Source organism: Pseudomonas sp. GL-B-12 (assembly GCF_019955895.1).
Taxonomy (GTDB): Bacteria; Pseudomonadota; Gammaproteobacteria; order Pseudomonadales; family Pseudomonadaceae; genus Aquipseudomonas.
On record NZ_JAHBCX010000044.1, the window covers coordinates 149,418 to 161,782 of the forward strand.

Here is a 12,365-nt window from a genome sequence, read left to right on the forward strand (position 1 = left end):
AAAAGGATCTCAAAAAGCCTTGTCGAAGGTGATTTTCGGTTCTTTCCACGGCCCCTGGACGGTGTACTTCACACTGGCGAAACGGGAAACGCGGTCACCGATCAGCTTGTCGATCAGGAATAGCGCCCCGCCGACCGCGGGTGCACCGACGATCAGTGCGGCGATCGGCAAGTTATTGGTCACTGGCAAGGTCACCAGCAGTTTCGCATCGATCTGATCGGCCACCATGTTCAGGGTGCCATCGAGTTCGATGGTGCTCGACGGGCCGGTCAGCCGGATCGGCTCACGGGTGACATACACCCCATTGGTCCCAACCAGCAGCCCCTTGACCCGGTCATAACTCAGACCTTTGCCGAACAGGTCGGAGAAGTCCAGGCGCAGGCGCCGGCCGATGGAGTTGAAGTTAAGCAAACCAAATACCCGCAACGCCTGGGCACTGCCTTCGACCTCGACGAACTGGCCCTGATTGAGCGTCGCATCGAGCGAACCGGAGAAGCGTTTGGTCGCCACCCAGGCCGGCGAGCCGGGCCAGCGGCCATCGACATCCATATAAAAGTCCTGGCTGGTGACGCTCGGCGCAAACCCCCAGCCCTTGAGCACGTCGGCGAGGTTCTTGCCGCTGATACGGCCCTTGTACCAGCTGTTGCTGGCGCCAGGCACGCCTTCCCAGCCACCGCTGCCCACCAACAGCATGCCCTTGAGGCCCAGGTCCAGCGAGTTGAACGCGATGCCCTTGGCCGTCGGACGGATCTTCAGCGACCAGCCCCCCACCAGATCCGGGCCCTGGAATAGCTGATTGATGATGATGTCCATCGCGGGGATTTTCGTCGGGTCCACCGACGCCAGAGGATCCGGCGAGTTTTCATCGGCCAGCACGGCCGGGTCCGGTGCGGGCAGGCGCACGGTTTGCAGATTGATCGTGATTGGCGTGGCCTTCGAATCGGGAAGGCTGGCGCTGCCCTTGATCTGCTGGCTGTCGAGTTGCAGCGCCCAGGCGGAAGGCTTGCGTGCCAGCTGGATCGAGGCCTGATCGAGCGTGGTACCGATACCGCTGAGCTTGCCCACCTTGAAATCCGCGCCGCTGAGTAATTGCTTGGCGCTGCCGCCGGGGTCCTGCCCGGCGTATTTATCCACCAGATCCTTCCACGGGCCAACGTCCAGCTCCGACAGCACACCCCTTACCCGCAGGCCTTTGGTGCCAGGCAACACGGCCTCGCCGCCACCGAGGAACAAGTCCCCGCGACCGTCGGCGAAATTGCTGGCCGGGGCCGCAAACGTGAAACTCGCCAGGTCCGCGTAGTTGACCCAATAGCGCCGCTCGTCGCCCTGCAAGGTCATGCGGAACGTCGTGTCACGTCCGGCATCGGCGGTCATGCCGAACGGTGCAGGCAAATCGACGGCCACGCCCTTGAGGTTGGAATTGACCCTCAATTGGCTGTCTGCACCGTCCAGGGTCAGTTGCAGTTGATACGGGATCACGCCGCTCACCGGCAGAGGCTGGGTCACCTTCAGCCAGTCGGTCAGTTTCTTGACCTCGACCTGGCCCGACGCGGTGACCCGGGTATTGAGTTTGCCCGGGCGGCCATCGGCAAAAATCTGTGCAGTGACCGGCTTTTCGAACGCCCGTGCGCTGATGTTCTGCCCGCTCAGGCCTTTGGCACTGTCGAAACGGAAATCACCTTTGAGCTGGGTCAGTTCCAGTACAGGTTCGGCCAGCTTCAAGCGTGCCTTGGCCGTCTTGAAGTCGACGAGGATCTTCGGCTCCTCGCCTTTTGCCAACGGAATATCCAGCTTCAACTTGCCTTGCAGGTCTCCCTCGCCTTCCCAGCCGGCAAAGGTTGCCCCGGTGCCGATCGGCGCCTCCTGGAGGATTTTCAGGCCATCGCCCAAACCGCCGGTAAATCCGCCATCGAGGAACAAATGAACGTTTTGCCCCGCCGGCACATGGGGAATGTTGACGTAGATATCGCTGACCTGCGTGTCGAGCAACTGGCCCTTGCTGGCCAGAATCCGCACCCCGCTGTCCTCGACAAACACATCACCGCTGACCTTGCTGACATGGGGCCAGCCCGGCTGGAAGGCCAGTTCGGCATCGTGAACCTTGAAGAACAGGCTGATGCTGCGATCGACGTCCGCGGCACCATGGCTGAGCGACCCTTGATACTGGAAGAAGCCTTGATCCACCGCGCCCTTGAGAATCGCCGTGCGCAGCCATTCATCCAGCGCCGGGCTGAGGACTGCCGGCAGGTACTTGGCGGTGTAGCGACCGTCACCGTCCACCATGCCGACCCGCAGGTCCATGTAGTCTTCCTGGGTGCGATCGAAATGCAGGCGAATCAGAAAGTCGCCGGCAATCTTGCCTTCCTCGCCCAGCACTTTCAGGTACGGCGCGATCAGGGTGAAACTTTCTTTATCGAGTTTCCAGGTCAGCCGCGCATTGGCCTGAATGTACTGCCACGGCTTGGCGAAAATCGGGTCCAGGTGCAGCATGAAATCCTTGCTGTCCATGCGCAACTCGCCTTGCCCCAGGTCACCGCTGATGCTGCCGCTGACATTCCGCGCCGCCGGCGCACCGTGATAGGCATCGAAGCCTACCTGATCGAGGTTGGCGGCAAAGCCGAACTTGCTGTCGTCGGTGGCATTGGGGCGGAAGTCGACCAGCACGTTACGCAGGCCACCCGTGACTTTGAGCCGCTCGACGACCGTGGCAAAACCTTCTGGCAACGGCGCCAGGGCGTTGAGCAACGGGGTAAGTGGAGAGAGATCAACCCGGTCGGCTTGCAGATGCCAGAGCTCTTCGGCTTTATCAGTGGCGGCGCGTTGCTTGAGCTGCAGATGCGTCTCCCAGCGGGTCTCGCCGAGGTTCATCGCCAGGGAATCGAGAGTCACTGACACGCCTTCGGCATTGCGCTGGAAGTATCCATTGAGCGCCAGGTTATTGATCTGGACCGGCCTGCGCTCGGCATAGGCACCCTTGAGTTGTGGCGCGTTCAAGCGCACCGCAGCGCTTTGCATGGAGCCTTTGCCCCAGGTCAGCCAAAGCTCGCCACCAGCTTTGATCTCAGAGAAACTCCACTCTTGGGTCACTCGCTCGGGCAACCACTTAGACCAGTCACTTTGCGGCAGGCTTAGATAGACCTCGGCTTCACCATCCCTCCATTGACTGGCTCGAATGCGGGTGCGCAGACTCATGGCCACCGGCTGCCCGTCAGGCAGCGTCAGCCGTGCGTCGAGCCGCTGCCGCGACTCCCCGGTTTTCAGATTGAGGCCGACGTAGGTCAGGGTCAGCGGCGACTGTGCAAACGGCTGCAAAGTCACCTGGCTGTCGAGTACCGACAGTTGCTGGATCATCTGCATACGATTGAGCATCTGTTCCGGATCGGTTGGTTGATCCTGTTGCACCGGCAAACCTTCCAGCGCCCATTGACCGTCGTCGCCCTCCTTGACGCTGATTTTCAGGCCACTGAGTTGCAGATGAGCAATGCGTACCTGACGGGCCAGCAGGCTGGCCCAAATGTCCGGCACTGCGCGCACCTGATCCAGGTGCAAGGCATTGGCGCCCTCGCCGACCGTCACGTCGTGCGCCATCAGTATGGGGGCAAATCCACTCCAGTTGCCTTCCAGCTCACCGATCTGCAACGGCATGCCCAAGGCATCGCTGGCTTTGGTTTCGATGTCGGCACGGTACTCGGCGACTAACGGCGTCAGCTCCCGGCCCAGGCTGACGTAGAGCGCCATCAACACCAAAACCAACGCGCACAGGCCCAGACCCCAACGGGTCAGTACGGCCAAAATGCGTGTCAGACGGTCCATGTCAGGTGGCCCCCATGGCAAAAAATTTGCAAAAAGCTGAGGCCAGCCATTCTCGAACAATCAAAACGATACGCTTCAGAGCAGCACCACGTCGTATTGTTCCTGGGAATACATGGTTTCGACCTGAAAGCGGATGGTGCGCCCGATAAACCCTTCCAGCTCGGCGACGTTGCCCGACTCTTCGTCGAGCAGGCGGTCCACCACTTTCTGGTTTGCCAATACACGATAGCCTTCCGCCTGATAGGCGCGAGCCTCACGCAGGATTTCGCGGAAGATTTCGTAGCAAACGGTTTCCGGGGTCTTGAGCTTGCCGCGTCCCTGACAGGCGTTGCATGGCTCGCACAACACTTGTTCAAGGCTTTCGCGGGTGCGCTTGCGGGTCATCTGCACCAGGCCCAGTTCGGTGATACCGATGATGTTGGTCTTGGCGTGATCACGCTCCAGTTGCTTTTCGAGTGTGCGCAACACCTGGCGCTGGTGTTCTTCATCTTCCATGTCGATGAAGTCGATGATGATGATTCCGCCCAGATTACGCAGGCGCAATTGACGGGCGATGGCCGTCGCGGCTTCGAGGTTGGTCTTGAAGATGGTTTCTTCGAGGTTGCGATGGCCGACGAACGCCCCGGTGTTGACGTCGATGGTGCTCATGGCTTCCGCCGGGTCGACCACCAGATAACCGCCGGACTTGAGGGGGACCTTGCGTTCGAGCGCCTTCTGGATTTCGTCTTCGACGCCATACAGGTCGAAAATCGGCCGCTCGCCCGGGTAATGCTCCAGACGGTCGGCAATCTCGGGCATCAACTCGGCGACGAATTGCGTGGTTTTCTGGAAGGTTTCCCGGGAGTCGATGCGGATCTTCTCGATTTTCGGGCTCACCAGGTCACGCAGGGTGCGCAGCGCCAGACCGAGGTCTTCGTAGATCACGCTAGGCGCGCTGATGGTTTTGATCTGGGCGCTGATCTGATCCCAGAGCCGGCGCAGGTAGCGGATGTCCATGAGGATTTCATCGGCGCCGGCGCCTTCGGCTGCCGTACGCAATATGAAACCGCCGGCCTCCTTGATCCCTTCCTTGGCCACGCAGTCGGTGACCACTTGCTTGAGGCGTTCGCGCTCGGCTTCGTCTTCGATCTTCAGGGAAATGCCGACGTGAGCGGTGCGCGGCATGTACACCAGGTAACGCGAAGGAATCGAAAGCTGGGTGGTCAGGCGTGCGCCTTTGGAACCGATCGGGTCCTTGGTCACTTGCACCACCAGGCTCTGGCCCTCGTGCACCAGTGCACTGATGCTCTCGACCGCCGGGCCTTCGCGCAGGGAAATTTCCGACGCATGAATGAACGCGGCACGGTCCAGGCCGATATCGACGAATGCCGCCTGCATGCCCGGCAGTACCCGCACGACTTTGCCTTTATAGATGTTGCCGACAATCCCGCGCTTTTGTGTGCGCTCGACATGGACCTCTTGCAGGACACCGTTTTCGACCACCGCCACGCGCGACTCCATCGGCGTGATGTTGATCAGGATCTCTTCACTCATGGCAGGGTCTCGTTCAGGCATGTTCACGATTATGGCCGCATCTGTTCAGGAAGACGCTTAAAGCGCGTTCCGGGGTTGCCAACAGGGTATGCCGAAATGGCCGAGCAGTTCCGCGGTTTCGCAAAGCGGCAGTCCGACCACCGCTGAATAACTTCCATCGAGCCCGGCGACAAACACCGCACCCAGTCCTTGAATGCCATAACCGCCCGCCTTGTCCTGTGGTTCACCGCTGGCCCAGTAGGCCACGGCTTCTTCACGACTGATATCCCGAAAACGCACGCGACTGGTGACAACCCGGGACTCGCAACGTTCGCCATCGAGCACGGCAATCGCGGTCAGGACCTCATGCTCACACCCTGACAACATCATCAGCATGGCGCACGCATCCGCTCGATCAACCGGTTTGCCGAGAATTTTTCCATCGAGCACCACGGCGGTATCGGCGCCGAGCACGCAGAACGGTTCGTCAGACACGACGCCGCCGCGCCCGGCCTCGGCCTTGCCGCGCGCCAGACGCTCGACATAGGCCGATGGGGACTCTTGGGATACAGAGGTTTCATCGATATCCGCACTGACGGCGGAGAACGGAACGCCGATCTGCGTGAGCAACTCACGCCGACGCGGCGAGCCAGAGGCGAGGTACAACCGTTTCATCAAGACCTCTCCCTGTCTAATGCCTGAGCGAATTAATTGATTTTGTAGCGTCGACGCAATCCGCGCAAACCGAAACTGATCCAGGGCCAGAGCAATGCACTGACCAGTGCCGGCAGCACCAGCGCCAGCGTTGGCTGACGATTGCCGGTCAATGCGCTGAGCCAAAGTTGTACAAGCTGGGCGAGGCCGAAGATCACCAGAATCACCAGGCTCTGCTGCCACATCGGGAACATCCGCAGGCGTTGTTGCAGCGCCAGCACCAGATAGGTGATGAGCGTCAGGATCAAGGCATTCTGACCCAGCAAGGTACCGTAGAGCACGTCTTCAGCCAGCCCCAGGCAAAACGCCGTCACCATCCCGACGGTCTGCGGCAGGTTCAACGCCCAGAATGCCAGCAACAAGGCCAGCCACAGCGGGCGCAGGATTTCCATGAATTGCGGCAGAGGCGAAACGCTCAGCAGCAGTCCGACGGCAAACGTCAGCCAGACTATCCAGCCGTTTCGGGATGCTTTTACACCGGCCATTATTCTCTTCCCACAGGAGTGGCCGGCGCGGAGACTGGCGGTTTGGCGGCAGGCTTCGCGGCAGCGGGTTGCGCCGCTGGCGGTTTAGCCGCCACAGGATGCGTGGCCGCAGGCTTGGCTGGCGTGGTGGTTGTCTTGGCTGGCGCAGTGGCCGCAGGAGCCACTGGTGCAGCGGCTGGTGCGGCAGGGACCACGGGGCTGACCAGTTTCGGAACTGTCGCCGGAATGATCGGCCCACCGCCCTGCGCGTCCAGGCTTTCCTGAGCCTGTGCGGCGTCGTTGGCGCGCTCTTCGGCAGTCCGGTTGTCGCTGAACACCAGCAGCAGATAACGGCTACGGTTCAAGGCAGCAGTCGGAATGGCGCGGACAATGGCAAACGGCTGGCCGGAATCGTGAATCACTTCCTTGACCGTCGCCACCGGGTAACCGGCCGGGAATCGTTGGCCGAGGCCGGAGCTGACCAGCAAGTCGCCTTCCTTGATGTCGGCGGTATCGGCCACATGCCGCAACTCGAGACGTTCCGGGTTACCGGTGCCGCTGGCAATCGCCCGCAAACCGTTACGGTTCACCTGCACCGGAATACTGTGGGTGGTATCGGTCAGCAGCAAGACACGGGAGGTGTAGGGCATTAACTCGACCACCTGGCCCATCAGGCCACGGGCATCGAGCACTGGCTGGCCGAGGACCACTCCGTCACGCTCACCTTTGTTGATGATGATGCGATGGGTGAAGGGGTTGGGGTCCATGCCGATCAACTCGGCCACTTCGACCTTTTCATTGACCAGTGCCGACGAGTTGAGCAACTCGCGCAGCCGAACATTCTGCTCGGTCAGGGAGGCAAGCTTCTGCATGCGCCCCTGCAACAGCAGGTTTTCGCTTTTGAGTTTTTCGTTTTCGGCGACGAGTTCGGTCCGGCTGCCAAACTGACTGGCAACGCCTTCCCACAGTCGTCCGGGCAGGTCGGTGATCCAGTAGGCGTCCATCAGCACCAGCGACATCTGGCTGCGTGCAGGCTTGAGCAGACTGAAGCGGGCATCGACCACCATCAGCGCGACCGATAGCACGACCAGCACCAACAGGCGCACGCCCAGTGAAGGGCCCTTGGTGAAAAGCGGTTTAATAAGCCGCTCCTCCCAGGCAAATGTTCTGTTTATTCATACGGCAGCAATCCGGCCTGGATGCAGACTGACAGAAGATAAACGCGAACAGGCAGCACTGCAAAGTGCCGCCTGCGCGCTCAACAGCATAGAGGCAATCCGGCGACTTATTCGCTGGAAAGCAGGTCCATGGTGTGTTTATCCATCATTTCCAATGCACGGCCACCGCCGCGAGCAACGCAGGTCAGCGGGTCTTCGGCAACGATCACCGGCAAACCGGTTTCCTGGGCCAGCAATTTGTCCAGGTCACGTAGCAAGGCGCCACCACCGGTCAGTACCAGACCGCGCTCGGCGATGTCGGAAGCCAGTTCCGGAGGCGATTGCTCCAGAGCGCTTTTCACGGCCTGAACGATAGTTGCCAGGGACTCTTGCAGAGCTTCCAGCACTTCGTTGGAGTTCAGGGTGAATGCGCGTGGAACGCCTTCGGCCAGGTTACGGCCACGAACGTCGACTTCGCGAACTTCACCGCCCGGGTAGGCGGTACCGATTTCCTGTTTGATGCGTTCGGCGGTGGATTCACCGATCAGGCTGCCGTAGTTGCGACGCACGTAGGTGATGATCGCTTCGTCGAAGCGGTCGCCGCCAACGCGCACGGATTCGGCGTAAACCACACCGTTCAGGGAGATCAGCGCGATTTCGGTGGTACCGCCACCGATATCCACGACCATCGAACCGCGAGCTTCTTCAACCGGCAGGCCGGCACCGATCGCAGCGGCCATTGGCTCTTCGATCAGGAACACTTCACGGGCACCGGCACCAAGGGCCGATTCACGGATTGCACGACGCTCAACCTGGGTGGATTTGCATGGAACGCAGATCAACACACGAGGGCTAGGTTGCAGGAAGCTGTTTTCGTGAACCTTGTTGATAAAATACTGCAGCATTTTTTCGCACACGCTGAAGTCAGCGATCACGCCATCCTTCATCGGACGAATGGCAGCAATGTTGCCCGGCGTACGGCCGAGCATGCGCTTGGCTTCGGTGCCGACAGCAACGACACTTTTCTGGTTACCGTGTGTCCGAATGGCCACAACGGAGGGCTCATTCAGGACGATACCGCGCTCGCGCACGTAAATAAGGGTGTTGGCAGTGCCCAGGTCAATGGAAAGATCGCTGGAAAACATGCCACGCAGTTTCTTGAACATGGGAAAGGGACCCTAGGCAACGCGTGGGTAAAAAAGTGCGGCAAACTCTAACAACGACAGGGATTTTGGGCAAGGCGCCAATATGTTAAATTGGCCGCTTTTCTGTGCACCAAGCCCCACAATCGCGGCCTTATGACCGTAGAAGTGCGGTAGTGTTCCGACAATCTAACACACGGACGCCGTCCGTTTTGTTTTCCACTGGAGAATCCCAATGGCGCTTGAACGCTCCGACGTGGAAAAAATCGCTCATCTGGCCTGCCTTGGCCTCAATGATGCCGATCTTCCACACATCACTTCGGCCCTCAACAGCATTCTCGGGCTGGTCGACGAAATGCAGGCGGTCAATACCGACGGTATCGAACCGCTGGCCCACCCACTGGAAGCCAACCAGCGCCTGCGCGCAGACGTCGTGACCGAGACCAATCACCGCGAGGCCTACCAGTCCATCGCACCAGCGGTCGAAAACGGCCTGTACCTGGTTCCGAAAGTCATCGACTAATAGGGAAAGAGCCTGCAATGCATCAATTGACTCTGGCCGAGATCGCCCGCGGACTCGCCGATAAAAAGTTTTCCTCCGAAGAGCTGACCAAGGTCCTGCTGGCGCGCATCGTCCAGCTCGATCCACAGCTCAACAGTTTCATCAGCCTCACCGAAGACCTGGCGCTGACGCAGGCGAAAGCCGCTGACGCCCGCAGGGCCAATGGTGAGAGCGGCGCCCTGCTCGGCGCGCCGATCGCCCACAAAGACCTGTTCTGCACCCAGGGCATTCGCACCAGCTGCGGCTCGAAGATGCTCGACAACTTCAAGGCACCGTACGACGCCACCGTCGTCGCCAAGCTGGCCGCTGCCGGGGCCGTGACCCTGGGCAAGACCAACATGGACGAATTCGCCATGGGTTCGGCCAACGAGTCGAGCTACTACGGCGCGGTGAAAAACCCGTGGAACCTGGAACACGTTCCGGGCGGTTCGTCCGGTGGTTCTGCTGCGGCGGTTGCCGCTCGTCTGTTGCCGGCAGCCACTGGTACCGACACTGGCGGTTCCATTCGTCAACCTGCGGCCCTGACCAACCTCACCGGCCTGAAACCGACCTACGGTCGTGTTTCGCGCTGGGGCATGATTGCCTACGCGTCCAGCCTCGACCAGGGCGGCCCGATGGCACGCACCGCCGAAGACTGCGCAATATTGTTGCAAGGTATGGCAGGCTTCGATCCGAACGACTCCACCAGCATCGATGAGCCCGTGCCGGACTACAGCGCCAGCCTCAACGGTTCGCTGCAAGGCCTGCGCATCGGCGTGCCGAAGGAATACTTCAGCGCCGGTCTCGACCCGCGCATCGCCGAGCTGATCCACAACAGCGTCAAGGAGCTGGAAAAGCTCGGCGCCGTGATCAAGGAAATCAGCCTGCCGAACATGCAGCACGCGATTCCTGCGTACTACGTGATCGCCCCGGCGGAAGCCTCGTCCAACCTGTCGCGTTTCGACGGCGTGCGCTTCGGCTATCGCTGCGAAGATCCGAAAAACCTCGAAGACCTGTACAAGCGCTCCCGTGGCGAAGGCTTCGGCCCGGAAGTACAGCGCCGGATCATGGTCGGTGCCTACGCGCTGTCGGCCGGTTACTACGATGCCTATTACCTGAAGGCGCAGAAGATTCGTCGCTTGATCAAGAACGACTTCATGGCGGCCTTCAATGAGGTCGACATCATCCTCGGCCCAACCACGCCGAATCCGGCCTGGAAGCTCGGCGCCAAGAACAGCGACCCGGTCGCTGCGTACCTGGAAGATGTCTACACCATCACCGCCAACCTCGCGGGTCTGCCGGGCTTGTCCATGCCAGCAGGTTTTGTCGACGGTCTGCCGGTCGGCGTGCAACTGCTCGCCCCGTATTTCCAGGAAGGCCGCTTGCTCAACGTTGCGCACCAGTACCAGTTGAACACTGACTGGCACACCCGCACCCCAACCGGCTTCTGAGGAGACACACATGCAATGGGAAGTCGTGATCGGGCTGGAGATTCACACCCAGCTCACCACCCGGTCGAAAATCTTTTCCGGTAGTTCCACCACGTTCGGTTCCGAGCCGAACACCCAGGCCAGCCTGATCGATCTGGGCATGCCCGGCGTGCTGCCGGTACTGAACCAGGAAGCAGTGCGCATGGCGGTGATGTTCGGTCTGGCGATTGACGCCGAGATCGGCCAGCACAACGTGTTCGCGCGTAAAAACTACTTCTACCCGGACCTGCCCAAGGGCTACCAGATCAGCCAGATGGAATTGCCGATCGTCGGCAAGGGCCACTTGGACATCGCCCTGGAAGACGGCACAGTCAAACGTGTCGGCATCACCCGCGCGCACCTGGAAGAAGACGCCGGCAAGAGCCTGCACGAAGAATTCAGCGGCGCCAGCGGCATCGACCTGAACCGTGCCGGCACACCGCTGCTGGAAATCGTTTCCGAACCGGACATGCGCAGCGCCAAGGAAGCCGTGGCCTACGTCAAGGCGATCCACGCGCTGGTACGTTACTTAGGGATTTGCGACGGCAACATGGCCGAAGGTTCGCTGCGTTGCGACTGCAACGTGTCGATCCGCCCGAAAGGCCAGGTCGAGTTCGGCACCCGCTGCGAGATCAAGAACGTCAACTCGTTCCGCTTCATCGAGAAGGCGATCAACAGCGAAATCCAGCGTCAGATCGAGCTGATCGAAGACGGTGGCAAAGTGATCCAGCAGACCCGCCTGTACGATCCGAACAAGGACGAAACCCGTCCGATGCGCAGCAAAGAGGAAGCCAACGACTACCGTTACTTCCCCGATCCGGACCTGCTGCCGGTGGTCATCGAGAACTCGTTCCTCGACGACGTGCGCGCCACCCTGCCGGAATTGCCACCGCAAAAACGCGAGCGCTTCCAGGAGCAATTCGGTCTGTCGGTCTATGACGCCAGCGTCCTGGCCACCAGCCGCGAGCAAGCCGATTACTTCGAGAAAGTCGCGAGCATCGGCGGCGACGCCAAACTGGCGGCGAACTGGGTGATGGTCGAGTTGGGCAGCCTGCTCAACAAGCAAGGCCTGGACATTGAAGAGTCGCCGGTTTCCGCCGAGCTTCTGGGCGGCATGCTGTTGCGCATCAAGGACAACACCATCTCCGGCAAGATCGCCAAGGTGGTGTTTGAAGCGATGGCCAACGGCGAAGGCAGCGCGGACGAGATCATCGACAAGCGCGGCCTCAAGCAAGTGACCGATACCGGCGCCATCTCGGCGGTACTGGACGAAATGCTCGCGGCCAACGCCGAGCAGGTCGAACAATACCGCGCGGCAGACGAAGCCAAGCGCGGCAAGATGTTCGGCTTCTTCGTCGGTCAGGCCATGAAAGCCTCCAAAGGCAAGGCCAACCCGCAACAGGTCAACGAACTGCTCAAAAGCAAGCTCGAAGGCTGATGAGAATGGAGCCAGCTCTAAAATCTGGCTCCTTTCCCCTGTGGGAGCGGCGGTGCGACGATTCGACTTGCTCGCGAATGCGGTTCGGCACTCAATTCAATGTTGACTGTCAGAA

Annotated in this window: 9 protein-coding genes; 3 read left to right on the forward strand and 6 right to left on the reverse strand. The window is 60.4% G+C overall.

Going from position 1 to position 12,365, the window contains the following annotated elements:
- Positions 1-9: 9 nt before the first annotated feature.
- The 6 genes from KGA85_RS23120 to mreB all read right to left on the reverse strand — a co-directional run bounded on the left by KGA85_RS23120 (position 10) and on the right by mreB (position 8,826).
- Entirely contained in the window at positions 10-3,813 is a 3,804-nt protein-coding gene (locus KGA85_RS23120; RefSeq protein ID WP_223455574.1) for a YhdP family protein, read from the reverse strand.
- A gap of 75 nt (positions 3,814-3,888) precedes the next feature.
- Complete coding sequence (gene rng / locus KGA85_RS23125) at positions 3,889-5,346, reverse strand: ribonuclease G (protein ID WP_007970246.1); 1,458 nt, start codon at positions 5,344-5,346, stop codon at positions 3,889-3,891.
- A gap of 57 nt (positions 5,347-5,403) precedes the next feature.
- Entirely contained in the window at positions 5,404-6,000 is a 597-nt protein-coding gene (locus tag KGA85_RS23130) for a Maf family protein (RefSeq protein WP_223455573.1), read from the reverse strand.
- A 32-nt stretch (positions 6,001-6,032) separates the two neighbouring features.
- Positions 6,033-6,524, reverse strand: a complete 492-nt coding sequence (gene mreD, locus KGA85_RS23135) for a rod shape-determining protein MreD (protein ID WP_103394147.1) — start codon at positions 6,522-6,524, stop codon at positions 6,033-6,035.
- The gene (gene mreC / locus KGA85_RS23140) at positions 6,524-7,645 is read right to left on the reverse strand and encodes a rod shape-determining protein MreC (protein ID WP_223543404.1); all 1,122 of its coding nucleotides are present in this window, start codon (positions 7,643-7,645) and stop codon (positions 6,524-6,526) included. The genes mreD and mreC overlap by 1 nt, the downstream gene beginning before the upstream one ends.
- 143 nt (positions 7,646-7,788) lie before the next feature.
- On the reverse strand, positions 7,789-8,826 hold the full coding sequence (gene mreB, locus KGA85_RS23145; protein WP_002555108.1) for a rod shape-determining protein MreB: 1,038 nt from the start codon (positions 8,824-8,826) through the stop codon (positions 7,789-7,791).
- Positions 8,827-9,037: 211 nt separating this feature from the next.
- Between mreB and gatC the strand changes: the two genes are divergently transcribed.
- From gatC to gatB, 3 genes are read left to right on the forward strand one after another with little or no spacing between them, the layout of a single operon-like run.
- Positions 9,038-9,325 carry an Asp-tRNA(Asn)/Glu-tRNA(Gln) amidotransferase subunit GatC gene (gatC, locus tag KGA85_RS23150; RefSeq protein ID WP_046040026.1) on the forward strand — a complete coding sequence of 96 codons (288 nt, stop codon included), beginning with the start codon at positions 9,038-9,040 and terminating at the stop codon, positions 9,323-9,325.
- Positions 9,326-9,342: 17 nt separating this feature from the next.
- Complete coding sequence (gene gatA / locus KGA85_RS23155) at positions 9,343-10,794, forward strand: Asp-tRNA(Asn)/Glu-tRNA(Gln) amidotransferase subunit GatA (RefSeq protein ID WP_046040025.1); 1,452 nt, start codon at positions 9,343-9,345, stop codon at positions 10,792-10,794.
- A 10-nt stretch (positions 10,795-10,804) separates the two neighbouring features.
- Positions 10,805-12,250 carry an Asp-tRNA(Asn)/Glu-tRNA(Gln) amidotransferase subunit GatB gene (gene gatB, locus KGA85_RS23160; protein WP_223455572.1) on the forward strand — a complete coding sequence of 482 codons (1,446 nt, stop codon included), beginning with the start codon at positions 10,805-10,807 and terminating at the stop codon, positions 12,248-12,250.
- The last annotated feature ends 115 nt before the right edge of the window (positions 12,251-12,365 follow it).

Excerpts from the sequence above, each read along its gene's own strand:
- KGA85_RS23120 (WP_223455574.1), bottom strand. The coding sequence starts at position 3,813 with ATGGACCGTCTGACACGCATTTTGGCCGTACTGACCCGTTGGGGTCTG.
- gatC (WP_046040026.1), top strand. The coding sequence starts at position 9,038 with ATGGCGCTTGAACGCTCCGACGTGGAAAAAATCGCTCATCTGGCCTGC.
- mreD (WP_103394147.1), bottom strand. The coding sequence starts at position 6,524 with ATGGCCGGTGTAAAAGCATCCCGAAACGGCTGGATAGTCTGGCTGACG.
- KGA85_RS23130 (WP_223455573.1), bottom strand. The coding sequence starts at position 6,000 with ATGAAACGGTTGTACCTCGCCTCTGGCTCGCCGCGTCGGCGTGAGTTG.
- mreB (WP_002555108.1), bottom strand. The coding sequence starts at position 8,826 with ATGTTCAAGAAACTGCGTGGCATGTTTTCCAGCGATCTTTCCATTGAC.
- gatB (WP_223455572.1), top strand. The coding sequence starts at position 10,805 with ATGCAATGGGAAGTCGTGATCGGGCTGGAGATTCACACCCAGCTCACC.
- gatA (WP_046040025.1), top strand. The coding sequence starts at position 9,343 with ATGCATCAATTGACTCTGGCCGAGATCGCCCGCGGACTCGCCGATAAA.
- rng (WP_007970246.1), bottom strand. The coding sequence starts at position 5,346 with ATGAGTGAAGAGATCCTGATCAACATCACGCCGATGGAGTCGCGCGTG.